The sequence below is a fragment of the Thioalkalivibrio sp. K90mix genome, from assembly GCF_000025545.1.
Classification (GTDB): domain Bacteria; phylum Pseudomonadota; class Gammaproteobacteria; order Ectothiorhodospirales; family Ectothiorhodospiraceae; genus Thioalkalivibrio.
Map to the genome: position 1 here is coordinate 361353 of NC_013889.1, position 25115 is coordinate 386467.

Genomic DNA, 25115 nt, shown 5'->3' on the forward strand with positions numbered 1-25115 from the left:
GTCTCACTGTTCATGAAATGGAGTAATCCGATCGGACCCGAAATGATTCGACCCCTTTTTGTGGCACTGGCCGCGCTCGTGCTGGTGGGCTGCGCCCACATGCCCCTGGGCGCCTCGGAGGGCGAGGCCCTGGAGACGGATCGCCCCGTGATCCTCCCGATCATGCCGGCGCAGGACCCGGAAGCGGCCCTGATGCTGGGGGTGCTGGTCGGCGAGATCGCCGTGCGCTCCGGGCAGTACGAAGAGGCCGCGCGCTACTACGGCGCCGCGGCCCTGCTCAGCGACGACCCGGCCATCGCCGAACGGGCCACCCGCATTGCGCTGTTCGCCCGGGATCGCAACCAGGCCCTGCAGTCTTCCGAGCGCTGGCGCCAGCTGGCACCGGAGAGCCTGGATGCCCTGCAGTTGTCCACGGTGCTGCGTCTGGACCTCGGGCAGCCGGATCCGGCTGCCGAGCAAATGGGAACGGTGATCGACCTGCAGGCCGTGCAGGGTGGAGACCCCTACGCGGCGCTTGGCGCGGTTGTCGGGCAGACACACAACCGCGAGGCCGCGCTGGAGGCCCTGGAAAAGCTGACGGATCAGCGTCAGGACGACGTTGGTGTGCATCGCGTATTTGCCGAGGCGGCACTGCGCTTCGCGCCCGGCGATCCGGCACTGGAGGCGACCGCGCGGGGTGTGGAGCGCTTCCCGGAATCCGTGTCTTTGCGGCTGCTGCGCGCCCGCGCCCTGGACGAGGCGGGGCAGTCCGACGAGGCGCTGGAGGAGCTGCGCGCGACGGTGGCCAACCATCCGGAGAGCCGCGAGGCCCGTTTTGGCTATGCCCGTATGCTGGCGGAGCACGATGATCGCGAGATGGCGCGCGAAGAGATGGACCGCCTGGTCGAGCAGGACCCGGAGGATGTGCAGCTGCTGCTGGCCCTGGCACTGATGAACCTCGAGGCCGAACAACTGGGGCCGGCCCGGACCTATCTGGAGCGTCTGGACGCCCTGGGCGAGCGCGAGGACGACATTGCCTACTACCTGGGGCGGCTGCACGAGATGGAAGACGACCCGGAAGGCGCGCGCCAGGCCTACGAGCGGGTCGGGGGTGGCGGCCACGCCGATGATGCCCGCCTGCGCGCGGCGCGCATGACGCTGGAGATCGAGGGCGAGTCGGCCGCGCGCGAGCGCTTCGAGCAGATGCAGCAGGGTCCGGATACCGAGCTTGCCCGACGTGCCTATGTTGGCGAGGCGAACCTGCTGCGTGAAAAGGGCGAGTACACGGCGGCGCGCGAACGCCTGAATCGGGGACTGGTGCAGTTCCCCGGCGATACCCGGTTGCTGTACATGCGCGGCCTGGTGCACGAGCGCCAGGATGACATCGAGGCCGCCGAGGCGGATTTTCGCGCGATCCTGGACAACGATCCGGAGAACGTCGCCGCGCTGAATGCGCTGGGCTATACGCTGGCGGACCGCACCGACCGCTACGAGGAAGCGCTGGACCTGATCGAACGGGCCTACGCGCAGGAGCCCGACGACGCAGCGATCATCGACAGCTATGGCTGGGTCCTCTATCGCCTCGGGCGGCTGGACGAGGCCGAGGACTTCCTGCGTCGCGCCTACGATCTCTCCGACGACGGCGAGATCGCGAGCAACCTCGCCGTGGTGCTCTGGGAGCGGGGCGAACGCGACGAGGCACGCTCCATTCTGGAGGCGGCGCTGGAGCGCGAGCCGGATCACGAGCGCCTGCTGCGGGTGCGTGACGAACTCCTCGAGTGATGTTGTCTGGATCCCCAGAGTCCCGTGCGCCCTCGTGGGCGGGAGTGACCCGCTGGGTGTCGGGTGTCGTCGTGGCGCTGGTGCTGATCGGTTGTACGGCCCCAATGCCCCGTACTGAAGATCCCGCTGCACGGCAGGCCTTCGACGAGCGCGCCGAAGTCGTGAAAGCCTTTGACGAGTGGCGCCTGGCGGCCCGTCTGGGGCTCTCCACCGAGACGGAGTACTGGTCCGCGCAGCTGAACTGGCGCGTGCAGCAGGAGCGCCATGTCCTCGACCTGTCCGGCCCGATGGGGCGCGGGGGTGGCCGCCTGACGCTGGCCCCGGATCAACCCGCGGTGCTGGTGACACGGGCCGGCGAGCAGTATCAGGCCGAGGACCCGGATGCCCTGGTCGCCTACCTGACGAACGAGTCGATACCGGTGTCCGGCATGCGCTACTGGGTGCGAGGTCTGCTCGCGCCGGGCGCCGATTACGATCTCGAGACGGACGAGGACGGCTTGCCCCGGCGCATCGAGCAGTCCGGCTGGGTGATCGAGTTCGGCGAGTTCGATGAGGTTGACGGCATGGCGCTGCCGGTGCGCATGGACCTCGAGCGCGAGGGCGTGGAACTGCGCGTGCGAATCGCCAACTGGCACATGGCGACGCGATGAACGGCGATTTCGATGTGGCCTTCCCTGCGCCGGCCAAGATCAACCGATTTCTGCATATCACGGGGCGCCGTCCCGATGGTTACCATGAGCTGCAGAGCGTGTTTCAGTTTGTCGGGCTGGCGGATTCGCTGCGTTTCGAACCGCTGGAGCGGGGGCGATTCGAAATGTCGACCGAGGGAGTCGACGGGGACAACAACCTGTGCCTCCGTGCCGCGCGGGCGCTGGCGGATGCCGCCGGTTCACCGTTTGGCGTGCGGGTGCACCTCGATAAATGCATCCCGATCGGGGGCGGCCTGGGTGGGGGCAGCTCCGATGCCGCGACCACGCTGGTGGCACTGAACCATCTGTTCGACCTCGGGCGGTCGGAGGATGAGCTGGCCGCGATCGGATTGGGACTGGGGGCCGATGTGCCGGTGTTTGTGCGCGGCCGGGCGGCCTGGGCCGAAGGCGTGGGGGATCGCCTGGTGCCGGTGGAGCCCGATCTGGCCTGGTTGCTGCTGCTGGACCCCGGGGTTTCGGTCGCCACCGGCCCCATCTTTGGCGCGGCGGAATTGACACGCGACTGTCCCGCCGAGACAATTTCGCCCGAAATCGATGCCGCGCGCTTTCGTAATGTCTTCGAGCCGCTGGTTCGCCGGCAGTACCCCGCCATTGGCGAGGCGCTGGACTGGATGGGCGGGCAAACGGAGCGCGCGCGGCTGAGCGGCACCGGGGGCTGTATATTCGGGATGTTCCCGAACAAGGCCGCCGCCCGCCAGGCGCAGGCCGCACAGCCCAGACCGTGGCGGAGCTGGGTGACGTCGCTGACGAATGTCTCGCCCCTGCGGCAGTGGCTCCCGGGCAGGGGCGCCGCCGAGGGTGCCGAACAACGAGTTATTGGGCCGTAGCCAAGCGGTAAGGCAACGGGTTTTGATCCCGTCATGCGCAGGTTCGACCCGAGCGGCGCAGCCGCGAGAGCACGCCACCGCAGGTGGCGCCCGAAGGGTGGCGCGCAGCGCCATCATCCCGCCGGCCCGGATCGGCGGCAGCCGATCCGCCATGGGTTCCGGAAGCGGGACCCGGGCAGGGTCGGGGCAGGCAACAACGAGCAATTGGGCCGTAGCCAAGCGGTAAGGCAACGGGTTTTGATCCCGTCATGCGCAGGTTCGACCCGAGCGGCGCAGCCGCGAGAGCACGCCACCGCAGGTGGCGCCCGAAGGGTGGCGCGCAGCGCCATCATCCTGTCGGCCCGGATCGGCGGCAGCCGATCCGCCATGGGTTCCGGAAGCGGGACCCGGGCAGGGTCGAGGCAGGCAACAACGAGCAATTGGGCCGTAGCCAAGCGGTAAGGCAACGGGTTTTGATCCCGTCATGCGCAGGTTCGACGCGAGCGGCGCAGCCGCGACCGACCGTCGCCGCAGGTGACGGCCCGAAGGGTGGCGCGTAGCGCCATCATCCTGCCGGCCCGGATCGGCGGCAGCCGATCCGCCATCGGTTCCGGAAGCGGGACCCGGGCAGGGTCGAGGCAGGCAACAACGAGTAATTGGGCCGTAGCCAAGCGGTAAGGCAACGGGTTTTGATCCCGTCATGCGCAGGTTCGAATCCTGCCGGCCCAGCCATACAACGAAACCCGCGGCGCTCGGCGCCGCGGCACCGGCCAAAGGGCCGGCAGGATGAGAACCGGGTTCGACTCGAGCGGCGCAGCCGCGAGAGAGCGCCACTGCAGGCGGCGGCCCGAAGGGCGGCGCGAAGCGCCGTAATCCTGCCAGCCCAGCCATACACTACAAGCCCCGACGCCAAGCCGGGGTCCATTGTTGGAGTCAGGCGGCTTGGCCGCCCGTTCCGCACCACCCAGACCGGAAAAAACCGTGGTCGACAAGAGCCGAATGATGGTCTTCGCGGGGAACGCGAACCCCCGCCTGGCGCAGAGCGTCGCCGAGCACCTGGGCCTGCCGATGGGCAAGGCGATTGTGGGGCGCTTCAGCGATGGAGAGGTGCAGGTCGAAATCCTGGAGAACGTTCGCGGGCGCGACGTTTTTCTGATCCAGCCGACCGGGCAACCGACCAACGAGAACATCATGGAGCTGGTCATCATGGTGGACGCGCTGCGGCGCGCCTCGGCTGGCCGTATTACCACCGTGATCCCGTATTTCGGCTATGCCCGCCAGGACCGCCGGGTGCGCTCGGCGCGGGTGCCGATCTCGGCCAAGGTGGTCGCGAACATGATCGAGGCGGTGGGTGCCGATCGCGTGCTGACCATCGATGTGCATGCGGATCAGGTGCAGGGCTTCTTCAACGTCCCGGTGGACAACATCTATGCCTCGCCGGTGCTGCTGGGCGACGTCTGGCGGCACGTCTCCGGCAATCTGACCGTGGTTTCGCCGGACGTCGGCGGTGTCGTGCGCGCGCGCGCGATCGCCAAGCGCCTGGACGATGCCGATCTGGCGATCATCGACAAGCGCCGTCCGCGTGCGAACGAGTCCGAGGTGATGCATATCATCGGTGATGTGCGCGACAAGTCCTGCATCATCATCGACGACCTGGTGGATACTGCCGGCACGCTGTGTCAGGCGGCCAAGGCCCTGAAGGCGCACGGTGCAGCGTCGGTGAGCGCCTATGCCACGCACCCCGTGCTTTCTGGTGCGGCAATTGATAACATTAACGGTTCGGCGCTGGACGAGCTGGTGGTGACTGATACCCTGGCCCTGCAGCCGAATGCCCAGGCCTGTGCGAAGATCCGGCAGCTGTCAGTGGCGGAGATGCTGGCCGAGACCATTCGCCGGATCAACCGCGAGGAGTCGGTCAGTTCGCTGTTTGTAGATTGACGCGTTGTGGGCTGACGCCCTGGGCGCAAGGCGATACTGGCGCCACGATTTCGGGGGATTGTCCCCCAACCTCACGCCTCATCTGGTCGCGGATGAGGCGTGTTCATTTGGAGAAAGCAACGATGAGCATGAGTTTTACCATTGAAGCCGAAAAGCGGGACGAGCAGGGATCGAGTGCGAGCCGCCGCCTGCGTCGCGCCGGCAAGCTGCCCGCCATCCTGTACGGTGGCGAGAATGACGCGCAGCCGATCACCCTCGACCACAACGCGATGGTGCACAACCTGAAGCATGATGCGTTCTACTCGCACATCCTGACGGTCAAGCTGGATGGCAAGAGCGAGAAGGCGATCCTGCGCGACGTGCAGCGTCACCCGTTCAAGCCGACCATCTATCACGTTGACCTGCTGCGTGTGTCCGCGAACCAGCCGATCCGCGTGCATGTGCCGCTGCACTTCCACAACGAGGAAGAGTGCAAGGGCGTGAAGCTGGGTGGTGGCATGGTCAGCCGTATGCTGAACGACATCGAAGTCGAGTGCCTGCCGGGCGACCTGCCCGAGTCCATCGACATCGATGTGGCCGAGATGGACGTCGGTGACACCATCCACATCTCCGAGCTGAAACTGCCGAAGGGTGTGGAGAGCGTGGCCCTGATGCATGGCGATGACTACGACTACGCCGTGGTCAGTGTCCTGCTCCCGCGTGCCGCGAAGGCCGAAGAGGAAGACGGCGAGGAAGTCGAAGCCGCCGAGGCCGAGGGTGGCGAAGAGGCAGCCTCCGGCGACGAAGGCGAGTCCGAGGACAAGGAATAAGCCTCACGGCCATTCCTGAGCCCTTCTGACCCATGGCGATTCGCCTGATCGTCGGGCTGGGCAATCCGGGCCCGCGTTATGCCGAGACCCGGCATAACGCGGGCTTCTGGTTTGTGGATGCCCTGGCTCGGCGCTATTCCACCGAGTTCCGTAGCGAGAGCCGCTTCGATGGCGAAGGGGCGCGGCTGACCCTGCCCGAGGGCGACTGCTGGCTGCTCAAGCCCATGAGCTTCATGAACAAGAGTGGTCTCCCGGTGCGCAAGTGCGCGGATTTCTATCGTATTGCGCCGGAAGAGATTCTCGTGGTGCATGACGAGCTCGACCTGGACCCCGGTGTCGCGCGCCTGAAGATGGGCGGCGGGCATGGCGGTCACAATGGTCTGCGCGACCTGCATCGCCATATGGGCGGGCCAAACTATGCGCGTCTGCGTCTGGGTATCGGTCACCCCGGGCACCGCGACGACGTCGTCCCGTTCGTGCTGGACCGTCCCGGTCGGGACGATGCGCGTGCGATCGAGGATGCCATCGATGCCGCGCTGGACCAGGTGCCGGCGCTGATTGCCGGGCGCTGGGACGAGGCTGTACGCAATCTGCATGGCGGCGGGTCGAAGGCGGCCCACGCAACATCCGAGGAAACCCGATGAGCCTGAAGTGCGGGATCGTCGGCCTGCCGAATGTCGGCAAGTCGACCCTGTTCAATGCCCTGACCCGCGCAGAGATCGCCGCGGAGAACTACCCGTTCTGCACCATCGACCCGAACGTGGGAGTGGTGGAGGTGCCGGATCCGCGCCTGGCGCGACTCACCGAGATCGTGAAGCCCGAGCGTACGCTGGCCACGACGGTGGAGTTCGTCGACATCGCCGGTCTGGTGGCCGGTGCCGCGCAGGGCGAGGGGCTGGGTAACCAGTTCCTGGCCCATATCCGCGAGACGGATGCGATCGCCCAGGTGGTGCGCTGTTTCGAGGACGACGACATCGTGCATGTGGCCGGCAAGGTCGATCCGCTGGCCGATATCGAGACCATCAGCACCGAGTTGATGCTGGCGGACCTCGAAACCGCCAACAAGGCGCTGACCCGCCTGGCGCGCGCGGCGAAGTCGCAGGACAAGACGGCCATCGCGCAGCTGAAGGCAGCCGAGAAGGTCGCGGCCGGCCTGGATCAGGGGGTCCCGGCGCGGGCCCAGGATCTGGACGAGGACGAGCGGCGCCTGCTCTATGATCTGCACCTGCTGACGATCAAGCCGTTAATGTATATCGCCAACGTCGACGAGGCTTCGCTGGCCGGCGGCAACGCGATGGTCGAGGCGGTGCAGGCCAAGGCGGCCGAGGAGGGCGCCGAGGTGGTCAGCGTCTGTGCAGCCATCGAGGCGGAGATCGCCGTGCTGGACCCAGAGGAACGGGTCGAATTCCTGGCCGATCTGGGGCTTGAGGAGCCAGGATTGGATCGGGTAATCCGTACCGCTTACCGGCTGCTGGACCTGCAGACCTTCTTTACCGCCGGCGAGAAAGAGGTCCGCGCCTGGACCGTACGTCGGGGTTCCACCGCGCCGCAGGCCGCGGGCGTCATCCACACCGATTTCGAGCGCGGCTTCATCCGAGCCGAAGTGGTGGGCTATGACGACTTCGTCGCGAACAATGGCGAGCAGGGTGCGAAGGACGCCGGGAAATGGCGCCTGGAGGGTAAGGAATACCTAATGCACGAAGGTGACGTGGTACATTTCCGCTTCAATGTCTGAGCATTACACTGCGAATTGATGATCGGGCGCGGTGCCGCTGGTGCCCGCCCTGTTTTGCACCGAATCTTTGGGAGTACTTCGATGGACGTAATGGACCGCATCCGCCAGCAGGTGGAAGACAATCCGGTGGTGATCTTCATGAAGGGCACGCCGCAGTTCCCGATGTGCGGGTTCTCCAGCCGCGCGGTCGAAGCGCTCAAGCGCTGCGAGCAGGAGTTTGCCTACGTGAACGTGATCGCGGATCAGGAAGTCATGCAGAACCTGCCGCGCTTCGCCGACTGGCCGACTTTCCCGCAGGTCTATGTGGATGGCGAACTGATCGGTGGCTGCGACATCACCCTCGAGATGTTCGAAAGCGGCGAACTGAAAAAGGCGGTCGACGAGGCCCACGCCAAGCGCGCCGCGAGTTAAAGCACGCGGTGTGGCAGCCCGAAGGGCTGCCACACACCCTAAAACCGTCATCGCGAGGCCCCGCAAGGGGCCGTTGCGACCCCCTGATGCAACCACCGGATCCCGCTGTCGTGCCAGCGTTGCGAGATTGCTTCGCCCCGTTCGGGATTCGCAATGACGGGGTTGGGGCTGTGTCATCGCGAGGTGCGCAGCGCCGTGGCGATCTTCAGGGATGGTCGCGGGGCGAGTGTTTCCGTCAGCTCCCCGGCGGCAGCTCTTCCGGGTCGGGCAGGCGCAGGGCGTTCTGCGGCACTCCGACCCCGTCCTGCCAGCGGTTCGCGATCTGGCAGAAGATGTCCGCCGTCTTTTCCGCATCGAAGGCCGCGCTGTGGGCGGCCTCCGCATCCCATCCGAGCCCTGCGGCATCGGCCGCCCGTGCCAGGACCGTCTGGCCGAACGCCAATGCGGCCAGGGACACGGTGTCCAGGCTGGAAAATGGGTGGAACGGGTTGCGCTTGATCCCGCAGCGCTCGGCGGCGGTATGCACGAAGCCGAGATCGAAGTGGGCATTGTGCCCGACCAGGATCGCCCGCTTGCAGTGGTTGATCTTTACCTCCCGCCGGACCTCGCTGAACAGCCGGCCCATGGCCTGATCTTCGGGGTAGGCCGCGCGCAGCGGGTGGTAGGGGTCGATCCCGTTCACCTCCAGCGACTTCGGATCCATCTCCGACCCTTCATAGGGACGCACATGCAGGCTGACGGTGCGGTCGCGCACCAGGTGGTCGTTTTCGTCGCGGCGCAGGAATACGGCCGCCACCTGCAACAGGGCGTGGCGGCGGCAATCGAAGCCCCCGGTCTCGACATCCACGACGACGGGCAGAAAGCCGCGAAATCGGTTTGCCATGGGGCGGTGCTGCGGGTCCAGCTGGACGGGTTCGGCCATCGGTGTACTCGGTCCTGAATGGGGGCGGCGGGCGGTATTCGCGGGTGTTGGCGGCACAAGGGCGGGCTTTCTTGATGTTTGCGGCTTTTACCGCAGATTTCCCCGAAGATCGGCGCCATAGGCGGCTTTCGCTTGACCTGTTGGCGGCACAGTCGGGATACTTGCGCCTTTTATGCCCGCCCAACACCGGCGCATGGTAGCAAATGCCCGCCCGCCCGGTGGCCTGGAGCCGTGATGGCATCCTGATTCCCAACCCGTTTTCAGGGGTAGACGCATGGACCCGAACGCGACCGAACACGATATCGACCCGCAGGAGACCCAGGAGTGGATTGACGCCCTGGCCTCCGTGCTGGAGACCGACGGCCCCGAACGGGCGCACGCCCTGCTGGAACGTCTGGTCGACAAGGCGCGCCGCAGCGGGGCCTACCTCCCGTATTCGGCCAATACCGCCTACGTGAACACCATCCCCACGCACCTGGAGCCCGAGTATCCGGGCGACGGCGCGGTGGAGCACCGCATCCGTTCCTATATCCGCTGGAACGCGATGGCGATGGTGGTCAAGGCCAACCGCGTCTCGGCCGAGCTGGGCGGGCATATCGCGACCTTTGCATCCGCCGCGACGCTCTATGACGTCGGCTTCAACCACTTCTGGCATGCCCCGTCGCACGATCATGGTGGCGACCTGCTGTTTGCCCAGGGGCACTCCTCGCCGGGGATCTACGCCCGCGCGTTCATGGAAGGTCGCCTGACCGAGGAGCAGCTGGACCACTTCCGCCGCGAGGTGGATGGCAAGGGGCTTTCGTCCTATCCGCACCCGTGGCTGATGCCGGACTTCTGGCAGTTCCCGACCGTGTCCATGGGCCTGGGCCCGATCATGAGCATCTACCAGGCGCGCTTCATGCGCTATCTGCAGGATCGCGGCCTGGCGCAGACCGAGAACCGTCGCGTCTGGAGCTTTGTCGGCGACGGCGAGGTGGACGAGCCGGAGACCCTGGGCGCGATCACGCTGGCCTCGCGCGAGAAGCTGGACAACCTGACCTGGGTGGTGAACTGCAACCTGCAGCGTCTGGACGGTCCGGTGCGCGGCAACGGCAAGATCGTCCAGGAGCTGGAGGCGATCTTCCGCGGCGCCGGCTGGAACGTGGTCAAGGTGCTGTGGGGGCGCTACTGGGACCCGCTGCTGGCCAAGGACACCGACGGGCTGCTGCAGAAACGCATGATGGAGGCGGTCGACGGCGACTACCAGAACTACAAGTCGCGCGACGGCGCCTACGTGCGCGAGCACTTCTTCGGCAAGTACCCCGAGCTCAAGCGCATGGTGGCCAACATGTCCGACGAGGACATCTGGCGCCTCAACCGCGGCGGCCATGATCCGGTCAAGGTCTATGCGGCCTACAAGGCGGCGGCCGAGCACAAGGGCCAGCCGACCGTGATCCTCGCGCACACCGTGAAGGGCTACGGCATGGGATCGGCGGGCGAGGCGCAGAACCGCACCCACAGCCAGAAGAAGATGGACGCGGACGACATGAAGCAGTTCCGCGACCGCTTCAACATCCCGCTCTCCGACGAGCAGGTGGAGAAGGCCGAGTACATCAAGCCGGACCCCGACTCCGAAGAAATGAAGTACATGCACGAGCGGCGCAAGGACCTCGGTGGCTACCTGCCGGTGCGTCGCCCGCTGGCCACCCCGCTGGAGATCCCGGGGCTGGACGCCTTCAACGGTCTGCTGGAGGCCTCCGGCGAGCGCGAGATGTCCACCACCATGGCCTTCGTGCGCCTGCTGACCCTGCTCGCGCGCGACAAGAAGATCGGCAAGAACATCGTCCCGATCGTGCCCGACGAGGCGCGTACCTTCGGCATGGAAGGGCTGTTCCGCCAGCTGGGGATCTACTCCTCGGTCGGCCAGCTCTACGAGCCGCAGGACAAGGACCAGGTGATGTATTACAAGGAGGACAAGAAGGGCCAGATCCTGGAAGAGGGGATCAACGAGGCCGGCTCCATGTCCTCCTGGATCGCGGCGGCCACGTCCTATTCCACGCATGGCGTGGCGATGGTGCCGTTCTACATCTTCTATTCGATGTTCGGCTTCCAGCGTATCGGCGACCTGATCTGGGCCGCCGGCGACATGCGTGCCCGCGGCTTCCTGATGGGGGCGACGGCCGGGCGTACCACGCTGGCCGGCGAGGGCCTGCAGCACGACGACGGCCACAGCCTGATGATGGCCGCCAACGTGCCCAACTGCATCGCCTACGACCCGACCTTCGCCTATGAGCTGGCGGTGATCGTGCAGGACGGCATGCGCCGTATGTACGCGGAGCAGCAAAGCGTCTTCTACTACATCACCGTGATGAACGAGAACTACCCGCAGCCGGCCATGCCGAAGGGCGCCGAGGAAGGCATCCGTCGCGGGCTGTACCGTCTGCAGGCCGGCGGCCGCAAGAAAAAGAAGGTGCGCCTGCTGGGTTCCGGCACCATCCTGCGCGAGGCCATGGCCGCCGCCGAACTGCTGGACCAGGACTTCGGCGTGGCCGCCGAGGTCTGGAGCGCGACCAGCTTCAACGAACTGGCACGCGACGGCCGTGATGCCGAGCGCCATGCGCGCCTGCATCCGGAGGCCAAGCCACGCACGTCCTGGGTGGAGGAATGCCTGGGCGGTTCGGATGCGCCGGTGGTCGCCGCGACTGACTATGTGCAGGCCTATGCCGACCAGATCCGTGCCTTTGTGCCGGCCGACTACCGCGTGCTGGGCACTGACGGCTTCGGCCGCTCGGATACCCGTGCCGCGCTGCGCCGCCACTTCGAGGTGGATCGCTACCACATCGCGGTCACGGCCCTGAAGGCCCTGGCCGATGCCGGGACCGTCGAGGTCAAGACCGTGGCCGACGCGATCAAGATGTACAAGATCGACGTCGAACGGCCCAACCCGTTGCAGGCCTGAGGCCGCCGGACCCGAGGCAGGAGCAGACATGAGCAACACGACTACTGTGCACGTCCCGGATATCGGCGACTTCAAGGACGTCGAGATCATCGAGGTCATCGTCAGCCCGGGGGACACCGTTTCCCCCGAGGACCCGCTGATCACGCTGGAATCCGACAAGGCCTCCATCGAGATCCCCGCCCCGCAGGGTGGCACGGTGAAGACGCTGAAGGTGAAGGCTGGCGACCGCGTTAACGAGGGCGACCCGATCCTGGAACTGGAGCCCTCCGACGAGGGCGCCGCCGAGGAGGCCTCCGGCAAGGAGGAAGCGCCGAAGGAGGAAGCGCCGGCCGAACCGGCCCCCGAGGCCGAGGAGCAGAAACCGTCCGAGGCGCCGAAAGCCGCCGACCGGGCCGACCCGCGGCCGTCGCCCACCGAGCACATCCGTGACGAGTCGGCCTTCCGCAAGGCGCATGCCTCGCCGGTGGTGCGCAAGTTCGCGCGCGAGCTGGGCGTGGACCTGGCCAAGGTCGAGGGTTCCGGACGCAAGGGGCGCATCCTGCGCGAGGACGTGCAGGGCTTCGTCAAGCGTGCGTTGAGCCAGGGCGCCGGCGGTGGCCTGGGCGTGGAGCCGATGCCGGAGATCGACTTCTCCGAGTTCGGCCCGGTCGAGACCCAGCCGTTGTCGAAGATTAACAAGCTCACCGGCAAGAACCTGCACCGCAACTGGGTCACTGTCCCGCACGTGACGCAGTTCGACGAGGCTGACATCACCGAACTCGAGGATTTCCGCAAGTCGCTGAAGGCCGAGTACGAGAAGAAGGGCGTGAAGGTCACCTTCCTGCCGTTCCTGATGAAGGCCGTGGTCTCCGCGCTCAAGCAGTATCCGCGCTTCAACGCCTCGCTGGATGCCACCGGCGAGAACCTGATCATCAAGCAGTACTACAACCTCGGCATCGCCGTGGATACGCCGGACGGTCTGGTCGTCCCGGTGGTGCGCGACGTCGACCGCAAGAGCCTGGTGGACATCGCCTCCGAGCTGATGGACCTGTCCCAGCGCGCCCGCGACAAGAAGCTCAAGCCCGCGGACATGCAGGGCGGCTGCCTGACCATCTCCAGCCTCGGCGGGATCGGTGGCACCCAGTTCACCCCGATCGTGAACGCCCCCGAGGTCGCGATCCTCGGCGTGTCGCGCTCCAGCATGAAGCCGGTCTGGAATGGCCAGGAGTTCGAGCCGCGCCTGATCCTGCCGCTGGCGCTGTCGTACGATCACCGGGTGATTGACGGTGCCCTGGGCGCCCGCTTCGCCACCACGCTGAGCGCATTGCTGTCCGACATGCGCCGCATGCTTTTGTAATCGCAACCGGAGTGACTGGATGAGCCAGACGAAGACCATCGAGGTCCCGGATATCGGGGATTTCAAGGACGTCGAGATCATCGAGGTCCTGGTACAGCCGGGCAGCGAGATCGCGCCGGAAGACCCGCTGATTACGCTGGAGTCGGACAAGGCGACCATCGACGTGCCTGCCCCCGAGGCCGGCACGGTGAAGAAGCTGCATGTGAAGGTCGGAGACAAGGTGTCCAAGGGCAGCAAGCTCCTGGATCTCGAGGCCAGTGGTGAGGCCGCGGGCGGCGAGGATGCGCCGGCGTCCGGCGGCGAAAAGGCCGAATCCGCGAAGGCGGAGTCCGGCGCCGCGAGTGAGTCGAAAAAGGCGGCGGCCCCCAAGGCGGCCGCCGACCCGAACACCGACAGCCAGTGCCAGGTGCTGGTGTTGGGCTCCGGCCCCGGCGGTTACACCGCCGCCTTTCGCGCGGCGGACCTTGGGCTGGACGTGGTGATGGTCGAGCGCTACCCGCAGATCGGTGGGGTCTGCCTGAACGTTGGCTGTATCCCGTCCAAGGCGCTGCTGCACGCTGGCGAGGTGCTGCACGAGGCCGAGCGTTTCGCCGCGCTGGGCATCAAGTTCGGCGAGCCGGAGATCGACCTGGACGGGCTGCGCGGCTACAAGGGCAACGCGGTCAAGAAGCTGACCGGCGGGCTCAAGCAGCTGTGCAAGCAGCGCAAGGTGCGCGTGGTACAGGGCGCGGGCGAGTTTGTCGGTGCCAACAGCATCGCGGTCGAGGGCGATGGCGGCCGCGAGGTGATCGGCTTCGAGCACGCGATCATCGCGGTCGGTTCACAGGCGATCAAGCTGCCCGGCTTCCCCTGGGACGACGAGCGGGTGATGGACTCCACCGATGCCCTGGATCTCGCGGAGATCCCGGAACGCATGCTGGTGGTCGGCGGCGGCATCATCGGCCTGGAGATGGCCTGCGTGTACGAGGCGCTGGGCACCAAGGTGACTGTGGTCGAGCTGTCCGACACTCTGATGCCGGGCGCGGACCGCGACATCGTGCGCCCGTTCGAGAAGCGCGCGAAGAAGCGCTTCGAGAACATCTTTCTCAAGAGCAAGGTGACCGAGGCCAAGGCCACCAAGGCCGGGATCGTCTGCCAGTTCGAGGGCGAGGCCAAGGGCCTGCCGGAAGATGATACTTTCGACCGCGTGCTGGTCGCCGTGGGGCGCAGCCCGAACGGCGCGAAGATCAACGCTGAGGCGGCGGGCGTGCAGGTGAGCGAGCGCGGCTTCATCGAGGTCGACAGCCAGCAGCGCACCAACGTCGAGCACATCTTCGCCATCGGCGACGTGGTCGGCCAGCCGATGCTGGCGCACAAGGCGACCCACGAGGGCAAGGTGGCGGCCGAGGTGATCGCCGGGCACAAGGTGCACTTCGACGCCCGCGCGATCCCGTCGGTGGCCTACACCCACCCGGAAGTCGCCTGGATGGGCGTGACCGAGGAGCAGGCCAAGGCCGACGGCATCGAGTACACCAAGGGTGTGTTCCCCTGGGCCGCCTCCGGCCGCGCGATCGCGCTGGGCGCCGAGGACGGCATGACCAAGCTGCTGTTCGATGCCGATGGGCGCGTGATCGGGGCCGGCATCGTGGGCCCGTCCGCCGGCGACCTGATCGGCGAGGCCATGCTGGCGCTGGAGATGGGCGCCGAGATGGAAGATATCGGCCTGACCGTGCATCCGCACCCGACCCTCAGCGAGACGGTGGCCTTCGCCGCCGAGGTCGCGCACGGCTCGATCACCGATATCCTGCCTCCAAAGAAGCGCTAGTACCGCATGTCCGTGCTGCGCCATGTTCTTCCCCTGTTCGTCGGGGGGCTGTGGCTGACGCACGGAGTGGCCCAGGCGGGGGTGGTCCCCCACCGGGAATCGCTGGAGCGCAGCGACTGGCAGGTAATCGAGCTGGACGATGCCTGCCGCATCGAGCAGGGCGTTCGTCACGGCGGTACGCTGCGCTTCGAGACTCAGCCAGGCCTGGCCCTTCGCGCCTTCTGGCATGCACCCTACGCAATGCCCGAGGGCGCCACGGCGCGATTGCGCACCGGTGCCCCGGAGTGGCTGGGGGCGAGTCCGAAGTCGCCCCTGGATCTCGAAATGCGCGCCGAAAGGCCGGATCGCTTCCGGGTTCCGGACGCACAGGTTCAGGCGCTCAAGGCCCGCCTTCTGGTGGGCCACGACGTGCGGATCGATTTCCCCGGTGCCGAGGACGCGGTGCATTTTCGCGGCATCCGTTTTGCCCAGCGCGCCGAGGCCTTCGAGGCCTGCTACACCGGGGCAGAAGGGCCGGATGTCGGGGCGCTGGATCGCTGGTCGGTGTACTTCGCAACCGGGAGCCGCGAACTGGATTCCAGGGGGCGCGAGACCGTCGCCCGTGCGGCCGAGACCCTGCGCACCGTAGAACGCCCGCGGGTGCGCCTGGTCGGGCTGACCGACGCCGAGGGCCCGCGCGAGCTGAACGAGCGTCTGAGCCGCCAGCGCGCAGAGGCCGTACGCGCGGCGCTGGTGGAGGCGGGTGTGCCGGGTGATGGATTGACGGTCGAGGCCGGTGGCGTCGACCCGGAGGCGGACGGCGAGCGCGAGGGTTCGCGCCGGGTGGATATCTGGTGGCTGGGCGGGGCAGATGCCGCAGCCGGGCCATCTTCCGTTGCGGAAACCGCTACCGAGACCGAGCCGCAGGCGGTGCCGGAGTCGGCCCCCGGCGTGCCAGGCTCCGCGGGCTGGTAGTGAAGCCCGTCACAAAACCGACTATAACTCTCAAGAAGAAAGAAGGATTGGTATTCCCATGAGTTCGAAGATTTCCCGTGTCGTGCTGGCCTATTCCGGTGGCCTGGATACCTCCGTGATCCTCAAATGGCTGGAGGATCAGTACGGCTGCGAGGTGATCACCTTCACCGCCGATCTGGGCCAGGGCGAGGAGGTCGAGCCGGCCCGCGCCAAGGCCGAAGCCCTGGGAGTCAAGCAGATCTACATCGAAGACCTGCGCGAGACCTTCGTGCGCGACTACGTGTTCCCGATGTTCCGTGCGAACACGATCTACGAGGGCGAATACCTGCTGGGTACCTCGATCGCGCGGCCGCTGATCGCGCGCCGCATGGTGGAGATCGCCGAGGAGACCGGCGCCGACGCCATTGCCCACGGCGCGACCGGCAAGGGCAACGACCAGGTGCGCTTCGAACTCGGCGCCTATGCGCTGAAGCCGGGGATCCGGGTGATCGCGCCCTGGCGCGAATGGGATCTGAATTCGCGCGAGCGCCTGATGGCCTACGCCGAGCAGCACAACATCCCGGTGGACTACAAGAAGCAGGGCACCAAGTCGCCGTACTCGATGGATGCCAACCTGCTGCACATCTCCTACGAGGGCGGCCCGCTGGAAGACCCGTGGACCGAGGCCGAGGACGACATGTGGCGCTGGTCGGTCTCCCCGGAGGCGGCGCCGGACGAGTCGGAGACGCTGACCATCGGCTTCGAGAAGGGCGACCCGGTCTCGATCAACGGCGAGCGCATGAGCGCCGCAGAGCTGCTCGCGAAACTCAACGAGCGCGGCGGGGCCCACGGCGTGGGGCGTCTGGACATCGTCGAGAATCGCTATGTCGGCATGAAGTCGCGCGGCTGCTACGAGACCCCGGGCGGCACCATCCTGCTCAAGGCGCGCCGCGCGCTGGAGTCGATCACCCTGGACCGCGAGGCCGCGCACCTGAAGGACGAGCTGATGCCGCGCTACGCCAGCCTGATCTACAACGGCTACTGGTGGAGCCCGGAGCGGCGCATGCTGCAGGCCGCGATCGATGACACCCAGGGCGTGGTCAACGGCGAGGTGCGCCTGCGCCTGTACAAGGGCAACGTGATCGTCGCCGGCCGCCGCTCCGAGGACACCCTGTTCGACAACGCGATCGCCACCTTCGAAGACGATGCCGGCGCCTACGACCAGAAGGATGCCGAGGGCTTCATTCGCCTGAACGCACTGCGTCTGCGCATCGCCGCCAGCCGCAATCGGAAGCCCATATGAGATGAGCCCGCGTGCGTACTTCCGGCGATCGCCAGGCTGCCTGTCCTGGTTCGGCAGGGGCGGTCTCGGGGGTGTCGTTCTGCTGTGGGGGCTGTTCTTTGGCGCGCTGCTGGCAACGCCTGCGGGTGCGAAGGCCGAGGCGGCCGAGCGCGAGTTGATCTTCGCGGTGCTCGCGCACCGGGGCGAGGATGCCGCGCGCGAGCAGTGGACGCCTTTCGCCGAGTACCTGGAGCAGACGCTGGAGGGCATTCAGGTCCGCCTGTTGCCGGTCGACAACGATGCCCTGCAAGCAGGGGCGGCCGAGGACCGCTTCGATCTGGTGCTGACCAACCCCGGCTCCTATGTGATGCTGGAGCAGCGTCATGGTATCTCCCGTATCGCGACCATGCTCCCGGCCGAAGTTGGACGCGAGGAAGACCGCTTTGGCGCCGTGATCGTCGCGCGCGAGGGCCGTGTGGACCTGGTCGAGCTCGGTGACCTGGTCGGGCAGCGGATCTCCGCGGTCCACCCCGACGCCTTCGGCGGTTGGTGGATGGCCTGGCGCGAACTGCAGGCGGCCGGGCTGGATGTCGAGGACGATCTGGATCGCGTGGTATTCACGGGCTTCCCGGTCTCCCGGGGACTGGATCTGTTGTTGGCGGGCGAGGTGGATGCCGCGACCTTTCGCACCGGGATCCTCGAAGATCTGCGTGAGCAGGGCGACCCACGGGTCGAACAAGTGCGCCTGATCGGCGAGCGGGCCGTGCCCCGCTTCCCCTACCGAACCTCCACCCGCCTGTACCCGGAGTGGCCGCTGGCAATGCGCGGCGATCTCGATGCCGAGATCGCGCAGGCCGTGCTGCGCGCCATTTTGGCGCTGGATGCCGAGCACCCGGTGAGCCAGGCGGCCGGGATTGCGGGCTGGTCCGCGCCGCGTTCCTACGAGGATGTGCAGGGCCTGATGTACGACCTGGGCGTGGGGCTTTACGCCCCCGAGCCGTTCGCCGTGCTGCGATGGGCGCGCGACAACCTGGCGGTGCTGCTCGCTGTCCTGGCGGCAGGCATCGCGGCGATTCTCCTGTATGTGCTGCGAGTGCATGCCCGCATGCGCATCGCCGGGCACAACTTGCGCCGGGCGATGTGTGCGATCCCGAATGCGGTGATCACGCTGGACGCCCGTGGCGGGATCGTCTACATGAACCCTGCGGCCGAGCAGATGGCGGGGCTGGTCCGCCTGCAGGCACTGGGTTGCACCCTGGAGCAGGTCCTGGACCTGCGCGAGATGGGGACGGATCGGCCGCTGGGTGCAGAGCGATCCGAGCCACTCGCCGCAAATCTGGGGGAGCATACCGAGGCCCGGCTGGTGACCCCGAGCGGCCAGGAGCGGATCGTGCGTATCGACCGCACGGCGCTGGACCCGGTGGCGGGCAGTTCGGTGCGCACCCTGCTGGTGCTGGCCGATATCTCCGAGGAGCGCGAGCTGGTGGATCGGCTGGTGCATGAAGCGAGTCACGATCCGCTCACCGGTTTGTTGAACCGGCGCGCATTCGAGCGCGAGATGCAGCGCGCGATGGACAATGCCCGTGAATACTCGTCGGTAGCGAGCCTGGTACTGGTGGATCTGGATTACTTCAAGGCGGTCAATGATCGTCACGGGCATCAGGTTGGTGACGAGTTGTTGCGCCGCGTGGGGACGATCCTGCGGCAGCTGACGCGGTCGCGCGATGCCGTGGCCCGGATCGGCGGCGACGAGTTCGCCGTCGTGGCCTTTGATACTGACGCCGAACAGGCCCGCATCCTCGGCCAGAGGATCTGCAGTGCCCTGGGGGACCGCCCGTTGCAGGTGGAGGCGCGGGACGTCACCATTGGGGCTTCCGTGGGCGTGGTGCAGCTGGGCGCGGGCCTGGCCGGCGTGGATGCGGCCTTCGTGGCGGCCGATCGGGCCTGCTACAGCGCCAAGAGCGAGGGCCGCGGCCAGGTTGGCGTGGCGCGCAAGGCGGATATTCACCCCATTACCGGTTCCTGACGCCTAGGGAAACACTGATTAATGTACACACTCGCGTTGGCACCCCAGGTTTTCCGAGACAAGGCGCGTCGTGCGGCGGGTAGTGGTTCTACCCGTAAGCGGCGCAACGCAGGATTGGGGAACCTGGGGTGCCAACCCCGCAAACCATTGAAAGCAGGGGCTCGGCCGCTTTTGCGCGCGCACGGCGTTGCGGCTCCCTTGTGCAGAATGACTGCACGGCAGTCACCGCGCCTTGTTCGCACGCAAAAGCGACTCGAGCGCGAGCGTGTACATTCATCAGTGTTTCCCTGGGTCGGGCGCGACGAAAAAGGAATCGTATGTCTGTTTTCTCCCATTTGCGCATAGGGCTCGCGGCCCTGATGGTACTGGGGCTTGCCGGCTGTGCGAGCGTACCCAGCGAGGATCGTCATCCGGACGACCCTTGGGAGTCGTATAACCGGGTGGTGTTCGAGATCAATGACGACTTTGACCAGGCCCTGTTGCGTCCGACCGCGGTACAGTACCGGCGTCTGCCGCAGCCGGTGCAGACCGGGGTGGGCAACTTCTTCTCCAACCTCAATGACTTCACCGTCCTGTTCAACAATCTGTTGCAGGGCAACCTGGAGGATGCCGCCTCCGATACTGGGCGCATCATGTTCAATACAACCTTCGGGCTGCTCGGCCTGATCGATGTCGCCTCGCCCATGGGGCTCGAGAAGAACAATCAGGACTTCGGTCAGACCCTGGGGGCCTGGGGTGTGGCCCGCGGGCCCTATCTGCAACTGCCGCTGCTGGGGCCCAGCACGGCTCGTGATGCTCCGGCGCGTCTGGTGGACGGCTATACCAACCCCCTCTATCACACCAACCTGCGCAGCGATCACACCGGCTGGTGGGTGGGCCTGATGGCGCTGGACGTGGTGGATATGCGCGCCGGGCTGATCCCGACCGAACGCATGCTGGCGCAGCTATCCGACGACCGCTACATCGCGCTGCGTGAGGCCTATCTGCAACGCCGCGACTTCCTGGTCCGCGGGGCATCGGACGAACGTGCCACCGAGATGCTGGACGAACTCGACGAGCTCGAAGCACTGGAGGCGATGGAGGCCGAGGAGGGTACGGATTGAACAGCCTCTGGACCATGCTGGACATCCTGCGGCTGCGGCGCGGGCCGCAGGATCTTCCCGCCGACGGCGGTACGCTGATCTTCTGGCTCGGGATCGCCCTGGTCACGGGCATGGCGGTGGGCATCCCGATGTACGGCACGAGTCAGGCGCTTATCCTGAACGTACTCGACCTGGCCGTGCTCTATCTGTTCATCGTCGTGGTGTTGCGTCTGGGCGGCGTGCCCGATCGCTGGCGCCAGACCTTTACGGCAATGGCCGGTACCGGCGCCCTGCTGGGGTTGCTGATGGCGCTGCTGATGCTGATCGATGCCCCGGCCGATCCGGAAGAGGTCTCCACCGGGGCGCTGCTAGCCCTGCTGACGCTGGTGGCCTGGTTGCTGCTGGTGTTCGGCCATATCCTGCAGCAGGCACTGGAACTGGGCAGCCGCCTGGTCGGGATGCTGATGGCGCTGGGCTATGTCGTGGTCTCCAGCGTGGTCACCCAGACGGCCCTTGGAGTTTTGTCGTGAGCGCGGATCACCTGCACATCCTCGGAATCGGCGGAACCTTCATGGGCGGCTTGGCGCAACTCGCGCGGGCGCGGGGTTACCGCGTGACCGGTTCCGACCAGAAGTTGTACCCGCCGATGAGCGAGCAGCTGGAACAGGCCGGTATTGCCTATCACGAGGGTCACGACCCGGCGACTCTGCCGGAACAGGGCCCGGTGGTTGTCGGCAACGTGATGACCCGCGGCATGCCGATTGTCGAGAGCCTGCTGGATCGCGGTCTGAGCTATACCTCCGGACCGCAGTGGCTGGCCGAGCATGTGCTGCATGACCGCTGGGTGCTGGCGGTGGCTGGTACCCACGGCAAGACCACCACCGCGAGCCTGCTGGCCTGGATCCTGGATCATGCCGGGCTGAGCCCGGGATTCCTGATCGGGGGCGTGCCCGGCAACTTTGGTGTCAGCGCGCGGATGGGCGAGGCCCCCTTCTTCGTGATCGAGGCGGACGAATACGACTCTGCCTTCTTCGACAAGCGAGCCAAATTCGTCCACTACCGACCGCGCACCCTGGTGCTGAACAATCTCGAGTTCGATCACGCGGACATCTATCCGGACCTGGCCGCGATCGAGCGTCAGTTCCATCACCTGGTCCGAACCATCCCCGGGCAGGGCCTGATCCTGCTGCCCGCGTGCGATGCCGCGCTGGAGCGCGTGCTGGAGATGGGCTGCTGGACGCCGGTGGAGCGCATCACGACCGACCCGGACACCGGGGATACGGTGGCCCTGGCGGCACGGCCTCTGAATGAAGATGCCTCGGAGTTCGAGGTGTTGGTCAACGGGGTCGTCCAGGGCCGGGTGGCCTGGGAGATGACGGGGCAGCACAACCTGTCCAATGCCCTGGCCGCGCTCGGGGCGGCCCGCCATGCCGGGGTACCGCTGGCCGCGGGGATCGCGGCCCTGCCGGCCTTCCGCGGTGTGCGCCGGCGTCAGGAGCTGCGCGCCGAGATCGACGGGATCCGCGTGATCGACGACTTCGCCCATCACCCGACCGCGATTCGTTTGACCCTGGAAGGCCTGCGGGGCCGGGTCGTGCCCGGTGGACGGCTGATTGCCGTACTGGAGCCGCGCTCCAATACCATGCGCATGGGGATCCATGCCGAGGCCCTGGGGGCGGCCCTGGAGCGCGCGGACGCGGCGCACCTCTATCATGCCCCGGATATCGATTGGTCCACCGACGACCTGGAGAGACAGCTCGGCGGACAGCTGGCCGTGGCGCGTGATATCGAATCCCTGTTGCAGGGGATTCTTGCCACGGCACGCCCTGGCGATACGCTGGTCATCATGAGCAATGGTGGTTTCGATGGCCTGCACCAGCGCCTGATCGCCGGGTTGCAGTCACGTGAACCCTCGGGGACCCCCGCATGAGTGGAAAGCCGCGTTCGATCGCCCTGGCCCTGACCGGTGCCTCCGGCGCGCCCTACGGGCTGCGCCTGCTGGAGTGCCTGGTACAGGCGGGGGTGCAGGTGCATCTGATGCTGTCGAAACCGGCACAAGTGGTGCTGGGGCTGGAGACTGATCTCGACGTACCCGGGCGTCCGGCCGAGATCGCTCGCTTTTTCGCCGAGCGTCATGGGGCTGCCGATGGACAGATCCGCTGCTATGGCCCGGAGCAGTGGACCGCACCGGTGGCCAGCGGCTCGGCGGTGCCTGAGGCGATGGTGGTCTGCCCCTGCACTACGGCGACCGTATCGGCCATCGCGACCGGGGCCTCGCGCGGGCTGATCGAACGCGCGGCGGATGTGGTGCTCAAGGAGCGGCGCAGGCTGGTGCTGGTGGTACGCGAGACGCCGTTCTCCGAGATCCACCTGGAGAACATGCTGCGCCTGGCGCGCATGGGTGCGGTGGTCATGCCGGCCAACCCGGCCTTTTATCATCGGCCGCAATCCATCGACGATCTGGTTGATTTCATGGTGGCGCGAGTACTGGACCATCTGGACATCGAACATGCCCTGGGCCCGCGCTGGGGCGAGGCGTCGTTGCCGCCGGAGGGCCCGGCATGACAACTCTGCCACTGTTCCCGCTGAATACCGTGCTGTTTCCGGAGGGGCTGCTGCCGCTGCGGATCTTCGAGACGCGCTATCTCGACATGGTGCGCCGCTGCCTGCGCGAGGATGACCGCTTCGTGATCGTCGCGATCGAGCCGGACACCGAGTCCGGTGCGCCTCGTCCGGAGGCGGAGACGGACCCGTCCGTCGGCTTCCACCCGATCGGGACCGAGGTCGCGATCGTCGACTGGGACCAGCGGCCGGACGGCCTGCTCGGGATCCTCGTCAAGGGCGAGCGTCGCCACCAGCTTCACAACCCGCGCCGCGCCGAGGACGGCCTCTGGCTGGCGGAGGTCGAGCCTCTGCAGGAGCGCCCCGATGTCAGCCTGCCGGTGGACTATGCCTCACTGGCGGATCTGCTCGAGCGGCTGCTGGACCAGCTCGGCACGCCCTGGTCACACCTGGAGCGTCGTTTTGACGATTCCTCCTGGGTGGTCGGACGGCTGACGGAGCTGCTGCCGATCGATCTCGAGATCAAGCAGCAGCTGCTGGAGGCGGACGACCCGATCGAGCGCCTGGAGCGCCTGCGAGCGGCCATGCTCGCGGCATCGAAATCCTGAAACCCTGCGGCGGGGCTGTTAAGGTTTCGCACACACTTTCATTGGAGCCCGCCATCATGGCCGTTCAGGAACTCACGCAGGATACGTTCGAATCCACGATCACCGGCAACAACATTGTCATTCTGGACTTCTGGGCCCCCTGGTGCGGCCCGTGTCAGCAGTTCGCCCCGACCTTCGAGGCGGCCTCCGAGCAGCATTCCGACGTCGTCTTCGCCAAGGTGAACACCGACGAGGAACAGGGGATCGCCGGGGCGTTCCAGATCCGTTCCATCCCGACGCTGATGATCTTCCGCGAGCAGATCATTGTCTTCTCCCAGCCGGGCGTGCTGTCCGCCGGGCAACTGGACGAGGTGCTGGGCAAGGTGCGCGAGCTGGACATGGACCAGGTGCGTGCCGACGTCGAACGCCAGCAGCAGGAGCAGCAGGCTGGCCAGGCCTGATTACCTTCTGACGCGAAACCTATAGTCCTAAACGAGCGCCCCCATGCTGACGGTCATGACCCAGATGGGGGCGCTCATCGTTGCGGGCGTCGTCTGGCGCCTGTTGCGCCCCGGCGGGCTGGACGCCGACACCGCCCGCCGGGTGCTCACCACCCTGGTCTACTACCTGCTGCTGCCCGCGCTGGTGCTGCAGGTGCTGTGGACCGCCCCCCTGGGACTCGACTCGCTGCGCATCGCCCTGGTGGCCGGCACGACCGTGCTGGCGATGGTGGCTGTGACCCTGCTCGCTTGCCGACTTTGCCTGGCAGAACGCGCGGCGGTCGGGGCGATGCTGCTGGCCGCGGCCTGGCCGAATGCCACCTACCTGGGGCTCCCCGTACTCGACAGTCTGTTCGGCGATGCCGGCCGGGCGGTGGCGATCCAGTACGACCTGTTCGCCTGCCTGCCCCTGGTGCTGACGCTGGGGATCCTGCTGGCCAGGCGTTACGGGGACCCGGAGGCGGTCCGGCTGTATGGCGGCGGCGGGGCCATTCGCGGGCTGGTCGCTGTCCCCTCGATCTGGGCGGCGGTCCTGGGCGTGGCGCTGAACCTGGCCGGTCTGCCGCTGGTGACCTGGCTGGATACCTGGCTCGGCTTCCTGGCTGACTCGGTCGCCCCCCTGATGCTGTTCTCGCTGGGGCTGGCGCTGGTGTTCGACCGTTTCCGCGGCCGCGATCTGCGCCCCCTGGTGATGGTGTCCGTCATCCAGTTGCTGATCGCACCGCTGTTCGCGCTCGGCCTGGTCTGGTGGGTCGGGCTGGAGGGTGTGCCCGGGATTGGTTCGGTGCTCGAGGCGGCGATGCCGGCGATGGTCCTGGGGCTCGTGTTCTGTGATCGCTTCCGGCTCGATACCGGCCTGTATGCGGCCGCGGTCACGCTGACGACGGCGCTGTCGCTGGTGACACTCCCGCTGTGGTTCGCCATCGCCGGGTATCTGATCCCTGGGGGGTGACAGTGCGCGCGGGTCGGGCTC

General features: G+C 66.9%; 22 protein-coding genes, 1 tRNA gene and 1 other RNA gene. 23 read left to right on the forward strand and 1 reads right to left on the reverse strand.

The window, feature by feature from the left end; all coding sequences use genetic code 11:
- Positions 1-42: 42 nt before the first annotated feature.
- From TK90_RS01660 to grxD, 10 genes are all read left to right on the forward strand, one after another.
- The gene (locus TK90_RS01660) at positions 43-1761 is read left to right on the forward strand and encodes a tetratricopeptide repeat protein (protein WP_017925988.1); all 1719 of its coding nucleotides are present in this window, start codon (positions 43-45) and stop codon (positions 1759-1761) included.
- A 44-nt stretch (positions 1762-1805) separates the two neighbouring features.
- Positions 1806-2411: a lipoprotein insertase outer membrane protein LolB gene (lolB, locus tag TK90_RS01665; RefSeq protein ID WP_041444138.1), complete on the forward strand. Its 606-nt coding sequence runs from the start codon at positions 1806-1808 to the stop codon at positions 2409-2411.
- On the forward strand, positions 2408-3298 hold the full coding sequence (gene ispE, locus TK90_RS01670) for a 4-(cytidine 5'-diphospho)-2-C-methyl-D-erythritol kinase (protein WP_012981757.1): 891 nt from the start codon (positions 2408-2410) through the stop codon (positions 3296-3298). The genes lolB and ispE overlap by 4 nt, the downstream gene beginning before the upstream one ends.
- Positions 3299-3934: 636 nt before the next feature.
- A tRNA-Gln gene (locus TK90_RS01675) sits at positions 3935-4009 on the forward strand.
- Positions 4010-4042: 33 nt separating this feature from the next.
- Positions 4043-4167: non-coding RNA, RtT sRNA (locus TK90_RS14560), on the forward strand.
- 91 nt (positions 4168-4258) lie between these two features.
- Positions 4259-5215, forward strand: a complete 957-nt coding sequence (locus TK90_RS01680) for a ribose-phosphate diphosphokinase (protein WP_026148173.1) — start codon at positions 4259-4261, stop codon at positions 5213-5215.
- 122 nt (positions 5216-5337) lie between these two features.
- Positions 5338-6024 (forward strand): 50S ribosomal protein L25/general stress protein Ctc, encoded by a 687-nt coding sequence (locus TK90_RS01685; protein ID WP_012981759.1) that lies wholly within the window; start codon positions 5338-5340, stop codon positions 6022-6024.
- A 32-nt stretch (positions 6025-6056) separates the two neighbouring features.
- A complete protein-coding gene (pth, locus tag TK90_RS01690; protein WP_012981760.1) occupies positions 6057-6668 on the forward strand; it encodes an aminoacyl-tRNA hydrolase in 612 nt (203 codons plus the stop codon).
- Positions 6665-7759 carry a redox-regulated ATPase YchF gene (ychF, locus tag TK90_RS01695; RefSeq protein WP_012981761.1) on the forward strand — a complete coding sequence of 365 codons (1095 nt, stop codon included), beginning with the start codon at positions 6665-6667 and terminating at the stop codon, positions 7757-7759. The genes pth and ychF overlap by 4 nt, the downstream gene beginning before the upstream one ends.
- An 81-nt stretch (positions 7760-7840) precedes the next feature.
- Complete coding sequence (grxD, locus tag TK90_RS01700; RefSeq protein WP_012981762.1) at positions 7841-8170, forward strand: Grx4 family monothiol glutaredoxin; 330 nt, start codon at positions 7841-7843, stop codon at positions 8168-8170.
- Between the two features lie 235 nt (positions 8171-8405).
- Here grxD and rnt read toward each other — a convergent pair whose 3' ends face one another.
- Entirely contained in the window at positions 8406-9092 is a 687-nt protein-coding gene (rnt, locus tag TK90_RS01705; protein ID WP_012981763.1) for a ribonuclease T, read from the reverse strand.
- Positions 9093-9366: 274 nt separating this feature from the next.
- Here rnt and aceE point away from each other — a divergent pair, with 274 nt between their 5' ends.
- From aceE to TK90_RS01770, 13 genes are all read left to right on the forward strand, one after another.
- Positions 9367-12030 (forward strand): pyruvate dehydrogenase (acetyl-transferring), homodimeric type, encoded by a 2664-nt coding sequence (aceE, locus tag TK90_RS01710; protein WP_012981764.1) that lies wholly within the window; start codon positions 9367-9369, stop codon positions 12028-12030.
- A complete protein-coding gene (gene aceF, locus TK90_RS01715) occupies positions 11942-13366 on the forward strand; it encodes a dihydrolipoyllysine-residue acetyltransferase (RefSeq protein ID WP_083767884.1) in 1425 nt (474 codons plus the stop codon). Before aceE ends, aceF begins: the two co-directional genes overlap by 89 nt.
- A gap of 19 nt (positions 13367-13385) precedes the next feature.
- Complete coding sequence (gene lpdA, locus TK90_RS01720) at positions 13386-15170, forward strand: dihydrolipoyl dehydrogenase (RefSeq protein WP_012981766.1); 1785 nt, start codon at positions 13386-13388, stop codon at positions 15168-15170.
- A gap of 6 nt (positions 15171-15176) precedes the next feature.
- A complete protein-coding gene (locus tag TK90_RS01725) occupies positions 15177-16124 on the forward strand; it encodes an OmpA family protein (RefSeq protein WP_012981767.1) in 948 nt (315 codons plus the stop codon).
- 58 nt (positions 16125-16182) lie between these two features.
- A complete protein-coding gene (locus TK90_RS01730) occupies positions 16183-17406 on the forward strand; it encodes an argininosuccinate synthase (protein WP_012981768.1) in 1224 nt (407 codons plus the stop codon).
- Between the two features lies 1 nt (position 17407).
- On the forward strand, positions 17408-19411 hold the full coding sequence (locus tag TK90_RS01735; RefSeq protein WP_012981769.1) for a phosphate/phosphite/phosphonate ABC transporter substrate-binding protein: 2004 nt from the start codon (positions 17408-17410) through the stop codon (positions 19409-19411).
- A gap of 317 nt (positions 19412-19728) precedes the next feature.
- On the forward strand, positions 19729-20514 hold the full coding sequence (locus tag TK90_RS01740) for a VacJ family lipoprotein (protein ID WP_012981770.1): 786 nt from the start codon (positions 19729-19731) through the stop codon (positions 20512-20514).
- The gene (locus TK90_RS01745; RefSeq protein WP_012981771.1) at positions 20511-21023 is read left to right on the forward strand and encodes a hypothetical protein; all 513 of its coding nucleotides are present in this window, start codon (positions 20511-20513) and stop codon (positions 21021-21023) included. Before TK90_RS01740 ends, TK90_RS01745 begins: the two co-directional genes overlap by 4 nt.
- Positions 21020-22423 (forward strand): UDP-N-acetylmuramate:L-alanyl-gamma-D-glutamyl-meso-diaminopimelate ligase, encoded by a 1404-nt coding sequence (gene mpl / locus TK90_RS01750; protein WP_012981772.1) that lies wholly within the window; start codon positions 21020-21022, stop codon positions 22421-22423. The genes TK90_RS01745 and mpl overlap by 4 nt, the downstream gene beginning before the upstream one ends.
- On the forward strand, positions 22420-23058 hold the full coding sequence (locus tag TK90_RS01755) for a flavin prenyltransferase UbiX (RefSeq protein ID WP_012981773.1): 639 nt from the start codon (positions 22420-22422) through the stop codon (positions 23056-23058). The genes mpl and TK90_RS01755 overlap by 4 nt, the downstream gene beginning before the upstream one ends.
- Positions 23055-23663 carry an LON peptidase substrate-binding domain-containing protein gene (locus TK90_RS01760; RefSeq protein WP_012981774.1) on the forward strand — a complete coding sequence of 203 codons (609 nt, stop codon included), beginning with the start codon at positions 23055-23057 and terminating at the stop codon, positions 23661-23663. Before TK90_RS01755 ends, TK90_RS01760 begins: the two co-directional genes overlap by 4 nt.
- A gap of 56 nt (positions 23664-23719) precedes the next feature.
- Positions 23720-24103 (forward strand): thioredoxin, encoded by a 384-nt coding sequence (trxA, locus tag TK90_RS01765; protein ID WP_012981775.1) that lies wholly within the window; start codon positions 23720-23722, stop codon positions 24101-24103.
- A 43-nt stretch (positions 24104-24146) separates the two neighbouring features.
- Complete coding sequence (locus TK90_RS01770) at positions 24147-25094, forward strand: AEC family transporter (protein ID WP_012981776.1); 948 nt, start codon at positions 24147-24149, stop codon at positions 25092-25094.
- The last annotated feature ends 21 nt before the right edge of the window (positions 25095-25115 follow it).